This is a genomic window from Caballeronia eucalypticola (assembly GCF_047608185.1).
Lineage (GTDB): Bacteria > Pseudomonadota > Gammaproteobacteria > Burkholderiales > Burkholderiaceae > Caballeronia.
Window position 1 is genome coordinate 19,167 of record NZ_JBLKRU010000028.1, and the last position, 18,857, is coordinate 38,023.

Sequence of the window (18,857 nt, forward strand, 5' to 3'; positions counted from 1 at the left end):
GCGCTATTGTTTTATTGGTCTTTCGCATCGATTCGCACTCGTGCGGAATGCAGTACTTTGATGAACAGTTTAACAAGAGGTACGCCCTGCCGTCTGCGGCCAAGCGCGATCGGCGCAGTTGTCAGCGGCGGGCGGTGAATAACGACGGATCAAAGCGGCACGACCAGATTCGATGTCGATCTGGCATAGATGCATCGCTTAGGACCATGCAGAAACGGTCGTGTTATCTTAACTAACGGCGATGGCCCAAATACTCGGATGCTCGACCTCCACCGTTAGTCGTGAACCGAAGCGAAACAGCATTGCGGCGGGGTATTCATCCCAGCCCGCTGAAACGCCAAGCGTGCCTGCCGTAGCACGAGCAGATCCCGACATGGTCACTAGCCAGTCGGCCCTGACAATCGCCAACGCCGTTTACGGCGGGCATTTAGGCGTAAAACTGCATTGCGAGAATGGCAGGCGTCGTTCGATCAACACCTGAAGCATGCAATTTCGACGAGGACCGGATGGCGGATGGGTCCGAAATCACGTGAACAGAGCGGCGCGATGAGCCAAAGCTTTATCGCTCGTTAAAAGGCATGCGGTCGACAACGTCGAACGCGCCTCCACCCACGAGGCTTTTTGTTTAACTCGGCGGGCCATTTCGCGAAGGGAATTCTGTGATCTCTATCGCCACAGAACCGGGCACATCGGCGTAACTCGCTACGGTGCAATCCAAACCTTCGCGGGAGAAGAAACCGCAGCGAACCTTTCGTCGTCTGGCCGGCCCCGATAGCAAGGAGATCGGGGCCAGCCGGACGAAGATGTCACCTGGAAATGCCATCCTTGCCAGATGATGCCACGGACAAATCCCTTAGCTAAATCCAGTGGAAGCCGACCGCAAGCATCCCGGCGACACCCAGCGCGGCTACTGCGATGCCACCCGCAAGCAGTCGGAATTTTCGCGTGAGATTGATCGCGATTTCGATCCGAAATGCCTTGATGCTGTCCTTGATCTCGATGGAATCGACGGCTCTCAGTTGCCAGAGGGCAGCCTTCAGCTCGGCGAGATCGGTACCGGACAAGACCTGCATCGCCGCTTTCAATTCACCAACCTCGTCTCTTACCTGATCTATTGTGCTCCGCACGTGGTGAAGCTGTTCGCGTTGTTCGACAATGACGGCTTCAGCAGATGAACCCTGCTGTTTGTCGATTCTCGCTACCCGCTGCTCCAGTTGTTCGAACCTGTCATGAAGTCCAGCAGCGCTCTGTTCAATCACTGACAGTTGCGCCGTCATTGCGACGTCGAATGCCGGTGGATCGATTGCCGCGGGCGCGTTCAAATGTCTTTCGTGTGCCTCGGACAGGTCAAGCAGCGCCTTACTTCTTTCGGACTGCGTGTCTGACGGCTTAACGGGTTCAGCAATTTTTTTTGCGACCGCGATGCTCGTCAGCCCGGTAGATGTCTCGTAGGCAAGCGAAATGGCATGTCGCACCTGCTCCAGGGAACCGTCCGTACTGCTGATCTCAGTAAGCGGCATCTGTGTTAGGCGAAGATACTGTCCTACGCTTCCAAAACCCGCCTTCTGCATCAATATTTGCTGCAACGACCACGGCATATCCTTTTCAGTCGTGCCGTATTTCTTCATGACCGCGATGCTGTCCTCGGTAGTCGAGTGACCGGCGCCCGGTTCAACGGTGACGAGAACCCCGCCGTCGGTGAGCGCGGCAAAGATATTCTTTACGACCTTAAACTCATCCTCTGCGTGATGAAGTGAATCGTAGATTACGGCTATATCGAAACCGGTGGGGACGGTACCAGCTTCGTAGTCGCAAACCTGGAACGAAAGACCTTCACGGGCCCGGCGGTTGGCAAGCTCGATCATGTCGGGGCTGATATCGAGCCCAAGCACCTCGTAGCCGCGACTGGCGAACAGCTCACTCGTCCATCCGCTTCCAACACCCACATCCAACAGTTTGGCTGGCGGCGGAGGAAGAAGCCTCATCACCTGGGCAATGTCCATCAGATACTCGCCGCACCTGGCGTCTGAGAATGGTTTGCGTGCAAGGTAGTCCATGAAGTCATCAGTAGAAAACGCTTCTACCTGCGCCACTTTCTTGATGTAATCAATTTCGTCAGCTTTTGCCATGTGTCTTCAATGCGGTGTCGGCTTACGGTTACTCGGGGGCGGGCGGATCTAAATCTGCTTCGCGCATTGCCACTGTAAGCCAAGATCATAACAAAACAATGCAGATCATGGACCGGCGCGGCAGCCCGTTTGAAGAAACTACAATCTCAACTCGCCTTTAGAAAGCTGCAGCATCTACCCGGCTTAACAGTCGCCATCGCACAAACCAAAAAACATTAGAGTAGATAGAAATCGGGGCCGCCCGCGCTAATTGCGTTTTTTCTCCTTGCGCATCACTTTGGTGGTCTAATTTCCTCGGACCGGTCGATCGGAGGACAATTCCCCAATCGAAAAGAAAGTGAGACGTGATGACGAGAAGGGCCGACAATCTGATGCCAGCATCATGATGAAGTAGGGCGGCGTCAAAAGTGAAGTGCAACACCTGTCTCGTATAAGGTGTCGCAATGAACGAAAGAACTCAGTACCTGCAACTGCAGCCTGAAGAACGCCAGACCATTGCAAGCCTGCATCTGCAGGGTTCGAGTATCCGGGCCATGGCCCGGATACTCGGGCGCTCGCCGGCCACTGTTAGCCGTGAACTGAGGCGAAACAGCTCTGCGGTTGGCTACGCATCCGTGCCGGCTAAAACGCTCAGCGTCGCACTCCGCAGCGCGGGTCGCCGCCCCAACAAGCTTTGTCTGCAAAGCGTTTGCTGGCGCGTCGTTCTCACTTTGCTCGAATGGAAATGGTCGCCCCAACAGATATCGGGCACACTTAAGCGTATGTATCCAACCGACTCGGACCCAGCACGTTTCGCACGAAACCATCTACACGGCCATCTATGCCCAGCCTGCGCCGTCAGCTCATTGCCTGCCTGCGCCACGGCCACAGCACGCGCATGCCACGCACACGGGGCACAGACCGGCGCGCACAGATTCCCGACATGGTCAGTATCCACGTGCGACCGCCCGAAATCGAAAACCGACTGCTGCCGGGTCACTGGGAGGGCGACTTCATCAAAGTTGCCAATAACCAATCCTCGGTCGGCGTTCTGGTCGAACGGACCAGCCGCCTGGTGCTGCTCGCCAAGATGGAAGACGCCACCGCCGCTTCAGCGCTAGCGGGCTTCTCCGCCAAACTCAATTCGATTGTCGCGCCGTTACGGCAAAGCTTTACTTATGACCAAGGCAAAGAAATGTCGCGCCACCAACAGCTCGCCGCCGCGACCGGCGTGAACGTGTACTTCTGCGACCCGCACAGTCCCTGGCAACGCGGTACTTGCGAAAACACCAACGGGTTGCTGCGCCAGTATCTGCCTAAAGGCACGGACCTATCGGTCTATAGTCAGGACGAACTCGACGCTATCGCCGACAGCCTGAACAGCCGCCCGCGCGCCATTCACGCGTTCCATTCGCCATTCGAGGTCTTCGCTGCAACCCTCGCCTCAGCAAGCAAGCCTCAAGGCTCTAAACATTAAATCCCGTGTTGCACTTTAGCCTTGAAACCGCCTAGTGAATACGATACAAGTCGAGGGGTCGTCGCTAAACAAGCTGTACCGGTCGATAAATCTCGGCGAGACAGCTATATTTCGCTGGATGGTGCAGCATGATGCCGAGTCGAGCGGGGGTGCTGGCGCAGACAAACCACTGACGACCGAGCAGCAGCGCATCCACCAGCTTGAACCAGCTTAAAATAGGAATACGGCAACTGTGCGAGGACAATACACAGCGGCAAAATTCATCGGCTTTCGTTGCACGGACTGAAGCGATTTACCGCGTGGTAGCCCACTTGCAACAGGAGGCCGTATCGGTCAGTGACGCCTATCGGGTTTTGCAGGTGAGTGACTCTTGCTACTATTCTCATGGACCTGCCAGACCGGGCGTAAAGCGTCTGTAAGATCAGGCCCACGCCAAGGTAGTAGCCGCCGCCAACGGTGCGAGATACAGCAACCCATGCGCGGTGCATTCGATTAAGGAGCAAGCAGTAAGTATTGACCGCTATCGGGTGCGTACGTTGATGCGCAAAGCGGATTTGCGCACAAGCAGGAAACGCAGGTTCGTCTCAACGACTGCCCGTCGGCATGCGCTATCGGTTGCCGAGAGCGTGCCGGACCTGTACTCAGGCTCATGCAAGGTAGGTGATTGTCCATGCCGTCCACTATGCCGGCCGGGCTAGTCATATCGGCTTCGACCATTGCGCTGCGGCTGCGTCGCCCGGCACCAGGACTGCGGCTGCATTCCGACCGGGGCAGCTCGTACACAGTAGTGAATACCAAGCCTTGCTATGCAGCACTGCCTGATTTGCAGTATGAACCGGAAGGGAAATTGCTGGAACAACACGGTGATGGAGATCTTCTTCCTGGGCCTAAGAATTAGCGCGTCTGGCAGTGCCAATATGCCGGCCACAACGAGGTGCGGCATCAACCAGTACATCGTCGATTTCTGCAATCCCGTGCGTCTGTAACTCGGCTTCGGGTTATCTGTCGCTCGCGGCCTACAAGGCGAGACCGACAGCAAGAGAGCGTATCTGCCTGTCCGAAATAACTTGACCACTACACGGAATGCCACGTTGCGAATGAGCACTCCCCAAGAAGCTTCCATCAATTCGCGATCTCGCTTTCCTAACCGAAGACTGGATCGGCGAGGACGTCACCTGAAGTCTCGCTAGGGCTCATACCATTCTGAGATCGTTTCGAACCATTCAATTTAACTAGCCTTTTATGCCGAGTGTCTACTGGAAGACCATCCTCATATCCTCCGCAGTGCTATGCCTTTCGACATTTCTGGGCCGAGTTCTGACCCGCTTATTGCCGCTCAGACTGCAAGGCGCTGCGCGTTTCTATCTAGCCCCGATCTTGGGCCTTAGCATGATCGTAATATGTGCGAGCATCATCGGACGACAATTACCCCTTGGCAACCCAGTCGTTACGCTGAGCATCACCATGGCTTTCGTGGCGGTTATTTTGATATTTGAAAAGGAAAAAAAACAGGCGATAGAACAGGCCTTTCTGGTGAGTTGCTTCGGGTTGATCTGCGGCGCTGCGTTTCTGCAGCGCCTTCTGATGCATGGCGCTTACATGCTCCACAACGATACATTCACGTACCTTGCGCATAGTGACTGGCTCCAGGGTCACGCATTTGCGAAAGCTATTCCGTTGGACGCCGTGACTCCGTCTTCAAGTCAGATCTACATGTATCAACACACTGGTCTACGCATGGGCGCCAGTTATCTGCTCGCGTTTGCCCAGGCAATCTCTGGTCAGCGTTGGGCGTTCGACGTATACCCATCGGTAATCATTCTCGGGGTGTCGGCATGTTGCTTGTCTGCGGGATTTCCGATCTCGCGATATTTTCGCCGGGTCTCTCGCATTCGCCGGCTAGCGCTACTCGCGATCCCTACGTTCACCATTGGAGGCCTGATGTTCGGTTCGACGTCAGGTTTCATGCCACAAACACTCGGGCTGGCGCTTGGCGTTGGGTTGTTGTTTCTGGCCGGGCCGGTCATGAAGCAAATCGCAACTCGACAGGTCACTGCGGGCGAACGTGCAATGGCAGCCATCCCCCTCGCGGCCCTGTTTTCCGCCATGACTTACACCTATTCGGAGGTCATGCCGTTCGTAGTCGTCGCGATGGTTGCCAGCGCCGGACTAATTGCATTGCGCCATCAGGCGTCTAAGACTATCGTCACGTATGGCTTCTTGGTTGCAGGAGCTTCAATCCTGCTGCTTAATACGGAAATGGTGCGTGCAGTCGAGGCATTGAAGCTTCAGTCGCACGCGGTCGTCGGTATGCCAGTCAATTGGGCGTTAGTCGGCTTTGTTGCTCATGCGTTCGGTGTTCACGGTGGTCCATGGGATGGACTTAACTGGGCCCTTCAACCGAACGTGGGCTCTTCGTCGTTCTGGTTAGGGGTCGTTGTGCTGGCGATCCCTTCCGTTTTGGTTATCACGAGCTGGCGGCCCATATGGCGAAGCGCAAGTAGCGGCGAACTATTGCCAGCAAGCGTGATGCTAACACTGTTGGTGGCCGGCCTCTTTTATTTCCGATACTCCGTGCCGTCACCGTTTCCGATAGGCATCGGTGCGAGTTGGAGCGAATTCAAGCTATCCGATTGGGCCGGTCCATTCATGTCGGTATTTATCTTGGTTGGAATGATTCGCCTGAAACGTCCCTTGGGGAAGCGGTTCAATCATGCAGTGGCAACCGTATTTGCCCTCGGCCTAATACTTACCGCCCTCGCGCCACCCCGAGTGCTCGCTGGCGCATTCAATCCCTTCATCTTGTATTACGGTTCGCCGTCGGACCTGGGCCAACTCTATCTTAATCTCCGAAGTACGGTCCTAGATACCTGCGGTAACAAAGCAGTGTATTTGGCCCTCAATGCCGAAGATATGAAAGCGCGCGAAATCGCCGCGCTTTTCCTGAAGGACCGTGATCTTCGATCGAATTGGACAGGTGACGATTACCTCAATGACATGACCCGAGCCCATGGCAATCAAGACATCGCCGCGGGTGACTGCGTCGTGGAAGCGCGGAACAAGCCGCGATATGTCGGTCAAGGCAAAGAGGTGGGTCCGTTCAAAGTAGGAATCTACGATGGGCACGGTGCAATCGCGATCGCAACAATTAAAGGCGCATACGCGCGCGAGAGCGACGGCGACAACTGGTGGCAATGGGTACCTCACAAGATCGAATTCACATTCGATGCAAAGTCCGTGCAGTCAACCACTTCACGCACCAACCTGTCGTTCGGCTACAGGACAGTTGGGAAGCAGACTCTTACAGTACGGCTTGTTAAACGAGACGGTGCAGCTCAGGAATTCACCTTGGAATCAAACGGCGGTGCCCCTATGCAATTCTCAACAGCGATAAACACAAATCCGAAAGACATATCGGAAATCAGCATTGAGACGAATGGGGAAGCAAAACCGCTTGGACCCAGCGACAACCGATTGGCCGCGTGGAACGTTCGGAATTTGTCAGTGACAGCACAGTGACGTAGCAACTCCGCCTGGTGGAGATAGCTGAATATGAGTCGTGCGAACTGCTAGCCGTTGACTCGTACTGAATTCTGACGCACTCGACGCGGTAATTCTGGTCCAGGTGCAGGTGGCTCAGTCCAAACCACCACGCTGGGAACTGACTGGGCTATGGCAACGTTTCTTTCTCCCCGAACGCGGGGTACCAGGCCTGTAAGCGGCTCGGCTGGGCCGTGTCCTCACGCGCGCGCGCGGCTGCCGCCAGTCGATGCCCTCGAGCAGCATCGACAGCTGGGCGCTCGTCAGATGGATCTTTCCGCCATCGGCCTGGGGCCAGATAAAACGGCCTCGCTCCAATCGTTTTGCGAGCAACCAGAGCCCGTCGTCGGTCGCCCACAGCAGCTTCACGAGATCGCCACGGCGGCCACGGAAGATAAACACATGACCGCCCAGTGGATTCTCTTCGAGCGCTGTCTGCACCTTCGCGGCAAGCCCCTGGAACCCGCAACGCATGTCGGTCACGCCAGCCGCAAGCCAGATGCGCATGCCTGCCGGCGGCGCGATCACTTCAGGCATTCCTGCAGGAACGCTTCGGTGCGCTCGGCAGACAGGCCGCGAATCTTCACGCGTCGCTTGCCGATCTCCATCTCGATCTCGCACACGGGCATCGGCATCGGTACGCTGCTCATCGCTCCGACATCACTGTCGGCTCCGGCGCCCGAAGTACCAATGCCGAGTCGATCACGTCGACGCTCAGCAGTTCCGTGCATGGCATGCTCGGCGCAACTTCGAGTGCAGGGACGACTAGCTTGCCTTCACGATATTGCTTGCGCCATCCGAACACCACATTGGCGTTGATGTCGTGCCGGCGCGCAACAATCGACACCGACATGCCGGGCTCCAACGTCTCTCCGATCACCTGCTGCTTGAATTCTCGCGCGTACGTGCGACGGGGATGGGCTCCGCCCCCTGCGTTCGACATGGCTGACTGGCTCCGTTAATCTAAACGCGCTCATCATGCTTTGGAAAAGTCAGCATGGGGAAACGGTCGGGCCGAGCCGCTTACCCAGGCCTGGCGCCCGATAACGGTAAAACAAAGACGGGTGCGTCAGCCTCTGTGCGCGATGCCCGTACGGCTGGCTCGACCTACGAATTGGCGGTCTGATTTGCGTACAGCGCGAACCACGACAGGGAGGATCTGCAGTCTCACTTAGAAAACCTCATTGGGATGCTGCAAGCCGACACGTCCGCAGCTACGACGCGATCTACGCTAGTGGCCAAGTGAAGAGAGCGGTATGCATGGCGCGTTATCCCGCGCGTAGTTTTATCCGGAGAGAAGCAGGCCGCCAATGGGGAAGCTGTTAAACGCAATTTCAAAACAGCTTCAGACGCGACATGAAGAGGTTCGAATTCCACATAACGTTTGATCGCGCTTCCAAGGACTGCAAGGACGCGAGCAGGTCGGTCTTGGGCTTCCATGCCCACCCCCTTGTTTTTCAGTTTTTCATATTTCTCGCTTGGATTTTTCGTGCAGTCTATCGCGAAGCGAAAGACTGCCTCTGTTCTGCTTTAATGGGGCGCCGGCGGCCAGACCAGCCCAAAAGAGATATTCCTGTAGTCGTCTGGAAAGTGCTGAGCAGGCTTGTTTGATTTCACTTCAATCGTTTCATCATGGTCTGCCAGCGACAAGCAAACCTGTTTGGTCAGCGGGTTGGCAAAAGTCGCATCAAACGGAACATCGACTGTCTGCTGTTCTCGCGAAGTCGTGATCGTAGCCGACAGCGATTTATCGCCCCATGGATTGATTAGTTGGAGATCAACGCAGGTTTGCTCGCCTCCTCCTAGAATGCTGTTCAAGGTCAGTTTGCTGTCAGGCCCGATCCACCGGAATGTTCTTCCTTGGGCATGTTCTATTGGATAGGCGCTTTCGTCGATGCCAACGGAAAGCTTTGGCACATCCGTCGCGGTAAGCTTTGCGCCTCCGTCGAATTTCAAATGGACGATATATGAATCGCTCGATAGGCCCAACACGTCCACGTCGGCATGGTTTTGGCTGCCGAACTCAACCGCCTTCTTGGCGTCCTTCCCGTTCACCAGATAGACAATTGATTTTTTGGAGGAAGTTGAGAGCGATTCATCGCTGAAATAAGCAACCCGGCGCGCCCCGTACATCTGATAGATCGGAAAGGTAGTGCCAAGCGCGGATTCCTGGCTGACGAATACCAACTCTCCGCGCGCTTCACGCCAAAGAAAGTCTGATGCGCGCGCCGTGGGGGCATCCAGATATCCTCCAGAGCTTGTCATCGTCACAGGCTGATTTAAAAGCCACGCAAAATATTTGAAGTTGGCTTGCACGCCTACGAGGAAAAGAGCCGCGGCAACGGGCACTACGAGAACGCTAGCCGCTGGGGAAAGCCTTTCACCGATGGCGGCCAATCCAATCAAAGCGATGATCGCGGCGAATGCGCCGACGTACCATTGGACTGTGTCGCGCGTCACGTCCCATATGTTGAAGTCCGGCAAAATATGCAATCCGAGCCGAAGGTGAATCAGTACAAGAAATGCCGAAGTCGGCAGGAACGCAAACAGTGCAATAAAAAACGGTGACCGGAATCGCTTGATAACCAGCGGAGCGAGACCACACATGATGACCGCCACGGTCGAAAGCCATGGGTTGTTCATCGGTGTCATCTTGTAGAAGTACCCGAACGCAGTCATTACCCCATCCAGTGGTGGGTAAGACATCACAACTGGCGCCGTACCCCTGTAGCCTTGGATGATGTGTGCTTTCGCAGGCAACAGCAGCACAATGCCGATGATTGACACAGCAGGTATGCACGCGAGCACGAAGCGCCACCACTGGGGCGCCTCAACTTCTTCGTATCTTAGCTTCCGGAACGTGTACGCGGCGATAGCGAGCACTGTAATTTCCGCGATGAATGCTGGCAGCAAGCCTATGACATGGCTTCCGGCCGCAGCGAATGCCGCGCGCACGCCGACAACAGCGATTGTCAGGGGGTAGACGCACCATATGGCTTGTCGGAATACCCTGCGCGCCGTTGTCCATGGAGAGACGAAAAAGTAAATAGCCCAGAACAACAACAGGTAGGGAACGACGACTGCACCGAGTAGTACGGCTGCGGACATGAACAGTCCCGGCTCGTTCGAATCCGGATCAGTGTTGTAGATAGCAGCTACGGAAGCGATCGCCAACAGCACAGCGAAGATGGAATCTTTACCGACAAAGAACATGCCGTAGAGACCATAGTGGCTAAATACAAGGTTTGCGAGAATCAACAGTGCGGCGGCAACTCGGGGGCGAAAACCAAATTGCTTAGCAGCGTAGTCGGACACTACCGCTGCCAAAGCGAAAAGGATAACCCTCATGCCTGCCGCCGACGTCGCTACCGGTAAATTCGGTTGAAGTAGCGATGGAATGAAGATCAGGCCAGCAAAACCAGGCTGCGTCGGTACCGTCATCCCGCCTAGCAAGATGTGATACGCGCGGGCGAGAACTGTCGGGAAAGCGGCCACCCCTCCGACCCATCCCTGCAGATATTGCTGCACCTCAAGGATCTGCACAGAGTCCAGTACATTAGGGAATTGGAATGAAGCGTACTCGCCCACGACGAGCCCCAGCATAATCATCGCCCACAGCGAGCTTCGTACCGGGCCAACTGAACCTTTAAAGATCAACCCGCTGCAGCCAATTGCGATATCCAGGACAAGGAGCGATATCCCAATCGTGCTCGGAGACCCACTTACAAAAACCCAACAGAAAAGAAACATTAGCGCGTTGACGTGGATCCCGAGGGAAAACGAGGTCAAGATCGCCGACGCCGAATCGGATTGCCATCGTAGGCCGAACTTCACGAGGATCTGTTTGGCTCCCCACCCAGGGAAAAGTACGAGCAGAACCCCGGACAGGGCGCTCATCAACGGGATCATTGCATTCATGCCGGGTCTTCTTTCAAGAAAAGTCGCAAAGATACATTATTTCCTGTATCACCTGCTACGGTTTCGCCCAACCCGCTTGCGAGCGGCATTGGCACCCACGAAAACAGAAAAGCCCCGAGCGCGATTAGTGCTCGGGGCTTTTAACCGCTGATTCCGGAATGGACCCGATTCCAACAGTCGGACGGCATTGTATCAATACTTTGTAATTGCGGATTATCAACCACCTCCGGGTTGCTTTTTTAATGTCTGGAATGCATGGGCAACAACTTGACAGCCGTCACGAGCACCGAATTGCAAAACCAGATCACACGCCTCGATGAGAAAGTCGACAATCGTCACAAGAACAGCCAAGAAGCTCTCGGCGACCTCGTCACAAAGATGGACACGCTGATCGAGCTAAACTTTGGCCAGAAGCCGCAAGCGCAGTTGATTGGACAGGTTAGCAAAGGGTGACTATTGCTGTGTCGCTAGGCAGTTGCATGAGCGGAATCTAGCAGACGCAGGGAATTCCGTCACGTGGGCTGTCTACAAGGGACGGATCAGCGCTTAGCCATGGTAACCTCAGTCATGCTAACGAAGGCGATCGCGACGACCACTAAAATTTGGACCGGGCTTTTCGTGTCGATTTTCGCTCATCGATTCGGCGAAATATAGATTATTAGGTCATGGTTGAGACGATTTTTAGCCGTCGCACTCGGGACGGATCCGTACGTGCAGCATTACTGCATGCCGCTCCTACCAAGGATAGGTGGCACGAAACCGCCGCGTAGGATAGAGGTGACCGCTTCGGCATGGTCGCAGATAGCGGCGAAGCTACCTCGCGAAGCACGACCATGGCATGCGTCTGCCTTGAGAGGGTGCGGGGAGTCGCAAATCAGCGGAGGTCTTCGAACATTGTTGCAGCGAGGTAATCGATGATCTTGCGCGCGAAAAAGAACTGGAATTCACTACAGATATTTCACGATTTCACCTCGAATCGAGTATCGTGCTTCTGTCGGGGCGTTAGATCCGAGGCGGTCAGGCAAGCAACAGAGGGTCATTCGATAGCGCGCCGGTTAGCTCCAAATTATCCGAACACGCAAATCCAGGATGGAGTTTAGACGGCCCACTGCCTTACGAAATAACTGAACGGACATAGCGTCCGTTTGAGGAAACGAAAATGAGACTGCTCCGTCGGCCGGATCCCAACGAAACCTACTGCTATGTAGTGCTACCGGCGCGCGTACTTTCACCTCTCGGGCTTTCCCCGTGCGCCGCGCGTCTCATCCAATATCTCCAGGCAAGAGCGCAGATTTTCGTGCCCACACATACAGAGATATTATTGATCAACAATGACACAAAACGTATCTTGCGTCTAAGCAACGGCAAATACATCAAGCCTCAACATCTGAAGGCCTCCGGTATTCACGTCATTGTTAACCCGAGTTTTCTTTTGCAAGATGTTCCCCCAATCGCTGTACTTCTAGAGCAAGTGAGTGACGGAATACCAGCGGTTTGCGCGAACCCAGGCACTCAAGATTATTACGGATTTGCATGGCGAAACAACACAGTCTCCACTGATAACGTATGGGCTGCCCTGCACGCTCTGACCGCCATTACGGCAGTCTCTCGGGACTGTTATTTGCGCAACAACTTGATCACCCACCAGATTCCGCCATCCGGCACGTCAGCGTACCAGTCACCAGCGCTAGACGATATTGAGATCAGGGTCGGTCGATCTTATAGCGACGCGCCTGTTTACATCAATGCTGCATTCTACGAATTACTCGAGCCCCAGTGTATTGAAGATGATCAACAGGTCAATAGCGTTGACGGTACAATCGACGCGCTACTAAAGCACCGTAACAAGTCACAAGTACCCTGGGTGTTCAACGCCCTGATCAACGAAATGGAATACCGGCAAGGGATTACGGAACCTGATGGGCTTCCGCCTGAAATTCATCTTTCACTCACCGGTGCATGCAATCTGGAATGCCGTTTCTGCGCTTATACAGACAGTAACGCCATCTATAAATTCTCGGATCGAACAAAGATCGAGCAACTGGATTTCTTACGGCACGTTCAGATTCTTCGTCTATCGAGCGGCTTGGGCGAACCCGCTCTGAACAAGCATTTACCAGAAATCATCAATTACCTCGCCAGATTTTTCCCGCACCTTGGCCTCAATTTCTTTACCAACGCGGTTGCGTTGCATCGCCCCGGTCTCATCGATTCCTTGCTGAACCAGGTGAGGTGGATCAACGTCTCTCTCAACGCAGCAAGTGCGGAATCCTGGCAGGTCCAGCATCAGGAGGATCATTTCGATCGAGTTTGCGCCAACCTGGAAAAATTGAAGACCGCGAAACGCGAGAGCGGCACATTGTTTCCGCTCGTTTTCGGATCGATGGTCTTGAATGGCAAGAATCTTTCAGATCTACCCAGAATGCCCGCGTTGTGCCGAAAACTCGGAATTGACCGATTAACCGCCTTTCCTTATTCCGCATTGGGGTATCACACCGTTGCACATACTTTTGGCCCGGAAGAAACCTTAGAAAATTTCCGATCTGAATATGACGCCATCTATGAGGAAACTGTTCGGGTAGCCGCTATTCACCGGGTTTCACTGGAAATTCCACCACCCTCGACTGAGAAAACGGTGCGATATGGTCTCGAAGTCCGTGCATTCTACGATTTCGCAAAGATCGAGAAAAATGAGTGGCAATTAGGCAAGCTAGCGGATGCTTTCCTGCAATCTGAAACGCAGGGCAATCTCTGCGGGTTCCTTTGGCGAATGGGATGCATTGGTAGCACGCACAAGGGCAGCAGGGCGCACAACGCGTCTAACTATATGTACCCCTGCATCGGCCCGCTATCGAGCGCGGAACTCTCGCAGGCAACAACATTCAATTTTCCGGGAGAAAAAGAATTTTCCAGTTTGTGGAAGAATCCTGTTTTCAAACATCTACGCAGAGCACAAAAACAAAGCGGCGTCTGTGCCGTTTGCGACAAGTGTCGTTGCAGTGACTCACGCGACGCTGAAACATTCCCGGATTTTGAACGTCTTGTCGCAGAATTCACGACAGAAATGGACGCGCTAATGTCCATCAATCAAAAAGGCGCAACAACCTTTTCGCTCAAAGTAGTGGAATCTCGATAGCACGATCCAGAGTGCCGTTCCGCTCCGCCCGCGCGACACGCTCAAGAGCCAAGCCGGCACACTCGAGAAGCCGATTCAGCATCTGATCATCATGCGCATAGCTGGGTAACATAAAGCCGTTGTAAGTCATGACTCCTCGTTTGAGCAACTCTTGAAAATAGAGCGTTCTCTTGAGTCGAATGAGACTGACGTCGTTGTCCGAGAACACTACGGTCGCACGAAAGGCTGGGCCGACGCATCGCGCGTTGACACCCAGTTCTGAAGACAACCGGTTGACCCCTTCCCGTAGCTTGTTTCCATGCGCCCAAACTTGCTCGGCAACTGGCTCAGAGCGATATATGCCCAATGCGACCTTGGCGGCGGCGAGCGAGTAAATTTCGCCTTTGAATGTGGGTCCGTAATGCGTGCGGTGCATGGCACTTTCCATAATCGCTGCGCGTCCCGTAAGAGCAGACAAAGGCATTCCACCGCCAAGCGCCTTACCCAAACAAGTCAAATCTGGAATAACACCAGTCGCCTTTTGAACACTTCCGCCGGGATATCTGAAGCCCGTCATGATTTCATCGTAGATGAGCAGCGCTCCCGCCCTCTTCGCTGAATCGGCCAGGAACAGAAGGAAGGCAGGATTCGCGTCCTGAGGAGAACCTTGCGGTCCCTCGGCTGGTCCGGATGGCTCAAGCATAATAGCGGCGAGGTCATGCTTATACAGATCGAACAGTTGTTGAAAATCAGCCTGGTTGTTGAACTTGAACCGATGAATCAATGGAGTTGCGCGATCGGGCACACCGCAATTTTCGAAACCGACTTGCTCAACCCACCAGTCCTGCCAGCCGTGGTAGCCCGAATAAAGAATAACGTTTCGGCCGGTGTACGCTCTTGCAAGCCGTGCGGCCACAGTGCAGGCATCCGAGCCATTCTTCCCGAACACCACGCGTTCGGCGCACGGAATGTCTTCGGTGAGCATTTCAGCCACCTCGACCTCCAGCGCATGTGGAAGGGGCACGACCGCACCGCTCTCAAGCGCGCGCCGGACTGCTTCCTGCACCCGAGGCTCGGCGTATCCAAGCAACGCGCAGCCCCATCCCATCACGTAGTCGATGTACTGCCTGTCCTCCGTGTCCCAGAAGTGCGCGCCTTTCGACCGCGCGACAAACAAAGGGTAATGCGCCCCGTCCGCCCCCGCTTGAATCCCGGCAGACGGCTGATAATTCCAAGGACAAAGCCGATTGGCCTTTTCCTGCAGTACGGCACCTTGCGTCACAGGTGCAGCGAAGACATTAATCCCGACCTTGAGGGGTGCCGAGCCTTTGTCTTTAAACAGTGCAACATTCTGCTCAATCATATCGATAACAATTTCATGCGAACCAACCGCGCCTGGAATTCGAAAAGGCACGCGAAAGTCGATGCGTTCACCAGGGTGCACCTCCTCAACAGGCAAGCTTTGCGTCACTGCAATCTGGCCGTCGATCCACACCGTCAAATCAACGTTTTTCGATTCGGGGTCGTGACGTCGCCAGATCCAGTTGGACTGGTTCTGGACCCTCACACGCAAGCTCCACATTGCACCTGCCGCCAGCTCGGCCGGAAGATTAACCTCGTCATACGCCGCATCATAAATTCGTGTGGCTTGCTCGCGTTCTTGACCGATTACTTGACGTCGACTGGAAAGGAACATATTGCAATATCCTCTTCGGGCATTGGTGAAATGTCATCGCCAACGGACTGCAAGAAAATTTCAAGGCGATGCTTGCCCGGCTGCGCCGGGGCTGTTATCTCGAAGGTGAAATGGGTCCGCGTATTGGGCTCTACCTCATGACGCAAAGGGACTGTTTGATGCGCGCCGCCAATCCGAGCAGATAAGACCAAGCCGCGGCCATTGGCCCAGCCACTCGCAGGAATCCATTTTTTTTCACCCGCATTTTCACACCATAACCGGCACGTCCCGGATTGCCCGCGTGCTAGTACGCCCGGGATTTCAGTCTGAAACAACCCGACCCGCCAAGGGCCGCGTGGTTGCTCCAGGGCGCTTTGCGCGGGCGTCAACGGGAGCAGCCCATTTTGCTTCAGGTTAAGCATGACCGAATGAACCTGCGTCAAGCTGTGTTTAATGTCTAACCCGGACGGACATTCACAGGTCACATCAACGCACGTGCTACATGTCGATATTTCACCTGGATGCAGATGAAAGTACTGGAGTCGATCCAGGGTTTCAAATGTCTCCGCAGCAATGGTTGAAACGTAAGCATCACGAAACAACCAGGAAACAGGGAGGTTGTGGCTGCACAGAGAATCACAGTGACCGCATCGCGTACACAAAGTCTGTAGCATCTGCGCACTGGACGCCTCTACCTGTCTTGCCTGTTCTGGGCCAAATGGCGATTTGGTGAATCCTGCGCTGGCATTTTCTTGGGCCTCTTCCACGGACGCGGTACCCGGCACGACTGCTGTGATATCAGGGTCAAGCAGCAGGTGGCGCAGCACATCGCTGGCGGTTGGCGTCTGCTCTTCCGTGCTGAAGCGGGCGTGAGGCGCAAAGGCTTTCCCTTTGCACAGCAGTCCACCCCCTAGCGACTTCATCAAGAGGATCGAGACGGAATGCTCGCGAGCCAGGGGAAAAACTTCGCGTTTGTTTCGAGGTAGAGTCTCGAAGGTAGCGGGAGGTTCAGGATAGTAAGACAGGGCGTGAAAACCGAGCGTGTTGTATGCGAGCAGAATCGAATCAAACACCTTCGATTGAATCAGTCTCTTGATGTATTCCGGCGTGCCATGCGACTCGGCAAATATAGAACGCAATCGGCCTTCTCGCTTTTTCTCGAGCAGGAACTCGATCATTCCGCCCGCGCCCCAGACGTTCTCGTTCAGGCTTTCCCTGTCTTCAACGCAGGCGATTCCAAACACATCCAGAATGTTTGATCCAGCGCGCCTGCAGGCCATCTCAAAAAGCCATTCGAAATGAGAAATCGCGCCGTACCCCTGAGTGAAGACCAGGACTTTCCGGCCGGATTCCCTGACCGCCTGCGCTACAAGATCTTCCGCCCCTTCGTAGTCGGGTGCGGTATGGACAAAGTTTACGCCTAGTTCAAAGCCGCGCTTTAAGGTGTCAATTGCTTGTTGCTGTGGAATCATGCGCAACTGGCACGTCCCAAATCCGACAGCGCTTATTTGAAGGCCGCTCCCCCCTAAAGGCCTGTAGCGCATTTCTCGACTCAGCCTGCGCAGCTTCCATCTCGATAGGCTCCAATCCACTTTTGACCTCGCGAAGGTTCGGCGCGTTATCCGCCTGAGCGTAAGATAAGCGTAGTTTGACTCGAACGCTATAGCGTGAGCAAAGGACGGTCATTGAGTGCTGGTCTAAATTGAAATGATACGGCCGCTGACTCTGCGTTTAAGTACGCATCGCGCTGGAGTCATCCGGTTCGCCAAGCATTGTCTTTCGCAGCGACAACACGGCCCGCTCTGCGATTTCCAGGTCCCGAATTTTTGCTGCACGGGCGCGCCAACTCGCAGGGAACGGGGTCGTCGTCATGCGTGCGGACAAGATCGCGCGATCTACTGAGCCCTGAAAACGTCGATCTGTGACATTGACTCTGAGATCGTAGATTTGCGCCCTCGTCGCTCAGCTATGCGGACGTCCGACGCCGCGCGCGCTGGCTCGATTCGAAAGTATCTGCATGCGCTCAACTCTGTCGTAGCCAGGGCTGCGAGCGTTATTCGAGTCTGGTTAAGAGATTTTCTGGTCGACGCCATCGCACCGTGCCCCATATCAGCTAAGCGGCCAAAGTGTTTCGCGATCACTAGCTCGCTAAAGTCCGGCAGCTTCTCGCCTTGAGCGCGAGACGGTTGTTGCAACCTGGAAAAGGGCATTGCTGAACATGGGGGGTGAACACTATCTACGTTCGCGTAAGCCTCATATAGTCTTTGCTTACGAGTGCATTACCTCCGGCAAATAAACTCACAGTGAAACGAGGAAAACAGTATGGATCGGCAACTGGGTAGTCCGACTCCGACAACATGATCGCCAGCTTTTCCTTCACTGTGGGTACGGCAAAGCGTGCATCTAGTTCTTGTGTCCCCGCTAACATAAAAACCCCGAAGAAATAAATGTTACCTATTGTTGTTACGTATTTCTTTTAATGTCCGAGACATTACGATATCAATTGTGTGTAAGTATTTGGGTATTTACGAAAAAACCCCCACTACTGGCGAAAGGCGATCGGTGGGCCAGACCGCAACGGTGGAAGGGTAGTCTCGCTACGGACGCGCCTCGCAGACATCGCGTACGGCGAAATCCAATCGTTGCAGAGAGAGCGCAAACCACCGCTTCGATCGAGGTATATCGACGAACTTAAGACGATCTGAACGAAGCTTATGGTGCGTAGCAGAGACAACAGCCGCAGAACAAGGGTGTGTGTGACCTGCAAAGGGGAATTGAGCTTATGTGAATGGACGGGCAACCAGTCCTCCTCCGGTACTTTCCTCACGCCTGGCCGCGGCCGAGTTGCTGAGGAAATCGATCAAATAATGCCCATAGCGGGTACCGTGGTTGATTGATATCGGGGCCACAAATTCGCCTGTTCATCACGGTGCCGGAATTCGTTGAACCCGTTGAGACGGCGTCGAAGGCCAGATTCCGAATTCGGAGTTCCGACGTTTTCGATGCGGTGACAGGGAGATTCTT

General features: G+C 54.6%; 10 protein-coding genes and 1 pseudogene. 4 read left to right on the forward strand and 7 right to left on the reverse strand.

Translation table 11 applies throughout. The features are described 5' to 3' along the window. Positions 1 to 857: 857 nt before the first annotated feature. Entirely contained in the window at positions 858 to 2,129 is a 1,272-nt protein-coding gene (locus ACMX25_RS26825; protein WP_414953040.1) for a methyltransferase domain-containing protein, read from the reverse strand. A 443-nt stretch (positions 2,130 to 2,572) separates the two neighbouring features. Here ACMX25_RS26825 and ACMX25_RS26830 point away from each other — a divergent pair. Continuing rightward, positions 2,573 to 3,585: pseudogene (locus ACMX25_RS26830) on the forward strand (IS30 family transposase). 1,464 nt (positions 3,586 to 5,049) lie between these two features. Then, on the forward strand, positions 5,050 to 7,104 hold the full coding sequence (locus ACMX25_RS26835; protein WP_414953041.1) for a hypothetical protein: 2,055 nt from the start codon (positions 5,050 to 5,052) through the stop codon (positions 7,102 to 7,104). 117 nt (positions 7,105 to 7,221) lie between these two features. Here the strand turns inward: ACMX25_RS26835 and tnpB are convergent, their stop codons facing one another. From tnpB to ACMX25_RS26855, 4 genes are all read right to left on the reverse strand, one after another. Next, complete coding sequence (gene tnpB, locus ACMX25_RS26840) at positions 7,222 to 7,662, reverse strand: IS66 family insertion sequence element accessory protein TnpB (RefSeq protein ID WP_414953042.1); 441 nt, start codon at positions 7,660 to 7,662, stop codon at positions 7,222 to 7,224. Further along, positions 7,650 to 7,775 carry a hypothetical protein gene (locus ACMX25_RS26845; RefSeq protein ID WP_414953043.1) on the reverse strand — a complete coding sequence of 42 codons (126 nt, stop codon included), beginning with the start codon at positions 7,773 to 7,775 and terminating at the stop codon, positions 7,650 to 7,652. The genes tnpB and ACMX25_RS26845 overlap by 13 nt, the downstream gene beginning before the upstream one ends. Further along, complete coding sequence (locus ACMX25_RS26850; RefSeq protein ID WP_414953044.1) at positions 7,772 to 8,068, reverse strand: transposase; 297 nt, start codon at positions 8,066 to 8,068, stop codon at positions 7,772 to 7,774. Before ACMX25_RS26850 ends, ACMX25_RS26845 begins: the two co-directional genes overlap by 4 nt. 587 nt (positions 8,069 to 8,655) lie before the next feature. Continuing rightward, positions 8,656 to 11,043 (reverse strand): hypothetical protein, encoded by a 2,388-nt coding sequence (locus ACMX25_RS26855; RefSeq protein WP_414953045.1) that lies wholly within the window; start codon positions 11,041 to 11,043, stop codon positions 8,656 to 8,658. A 255-nt stretch (positions 11,044 to 11,298) separates the two neighbouring features. Between ACMX25_RS26855 and ACMX25_RS26860 the strand changes: the two genes are divergently transcribed. Together ACMX25_RS26860 and ACMX25_RS26865 are read left to right on the forward strand one after the other, a co-directional pair. Then, complete coding sequence (locus tag ACMX25_RS26860; RefSeq protein ID WP_414953046.1) at positions 11,299 to 11,496, forward strand: hypothetical protein; 198 nt, start codon at positions 11,299 to 11,301, stop codon at positions 11,494 to 11,496. 706 nt (positions 11,497 to 12,202) lie between these two features. Continuing rightward, entirely contained in the window at positions 12,203 to 14,179 is a 1,977-nt protein-coding gene (locus tag ACMX25_RS26865) for a radical SAM protein (protein WP_414953047.1), read from the forward strand. Here ACMX25_RS26865 and ACMX25_RS26870 read toward each other — a convergent pair. Together ACMX25_RS26870 and ACMX25_RS26875 are read right to left on the reverse strand one after the other, a co-directional pair. Beyond that, entirely contained in the window at positions 14,157 to 15,854 is a 1,698-nt protein-coding gene (locus ACMX25_RS26870) for an aminotransferase class III-fold pyridoxal phosphate-dependent enzyme (protein ID WP_414953048.1), read from the reverse strand. The genes ACMX25_RS26865 and ACMX25_RS26870 overlap by 23 nt on opposite strands. Next, positions 15,827 to 17,377: an aldo/keto reductase gene (locus ACMX25_RS26875; RefSeq protein WP_414953049.1), complete on the reverse strand. Its 1,551-nt coding sequence runs from the start codon at positions 17,375 to 17,377 to the stop codon at positions 15,827 to 15,829. The genes ACMX25_RS26870 and ACMX25_RS26875 overlap by 28 nt, the downstream gene beginning before the upstream one ends. Positions 17,378 to 18,857: the final 1,480 nt, after the last annotated feature.

What these genes read in the sequence shown, in the direction of transcription:
- ACMX25_RS26825 (WP_414953040.1), bottom strand. Translation starts at nt 2,129, where the DNA reads ATGGCAAAAGCTGACGAAATTGATTACATCAAGAAAGTGGCGCAGGTA.
- ACMX25_RS26835 (WP_414953041.1), top strand. Translation starts at nt 5,050, where the DNA reads ATGGCTTTCGTGGCGGTTATTTTGATATTTGAAAAGGAAAAAAAACAG.
- tnpB (WP_414953042.1), bottom strand. Translation starts at nt 7,662, where the DNA reads ATGCCTGAAGTGATCGCGCCGCCGGCAGGCATGCGCATCTGGCTTGCG.
- ACMX25_RS26845 (WP_414953043.1), bottom strand. Translation starts at nt 7,775, where the DNA reads ATGAGCAGCGTACCGATGCCGATGCCCGTGTGCGAGATCGAGATGGAG.
- ACMX25_RS26850 (WP_414953044.1), bottom strand. Translation starts at nt 8,068, where the DNA reads ATGTCGAACGCAGGGGGCGGAGCCCATCCCCGTCGCACGTACGCGCGA.
- ACMX25_RS26855 (WP_414953045.1), bottom strand. Translation starts at nt 11,043, where the DNA reads ATGAATGCAATGATCCCGTTGATGAGCGCCCTGTCCGGGGTTCTGCTC.
- ACMX25_RS26860 (WP_414953046.1), top strand. Translation starts at nt 11,299, where the DNA reads ATGGGCAACAACTTGACAGCCGTCACGAGCACCGAATTGCAAAACCAG.
- ACMX25_RS26865 (WP_414953047.1), top strand. Translation starts at nt 12,203, where the DNA reads ATGAGACTGCTCCGTCGGCCGGATCCCAACGAAACCTACTGCTATGTA.
- ACMX25_RS26870 (WP_414953048.1), bottom strand. Translation starts at nt 15,854, where the DNA reads ATGTTCCTTTCCAGTCGACGTCAAGTAATCGGTCAAGAACGCGAGCAA.
- ACMX25_RS26875 (WP_414953049.1), bottom strand. Translation starts at nt 17,377, where the DNA reads ATGCGCTACAGGCCTTTAGGGGGGAGCGGCCTTCAAATAAGCGCTGTC.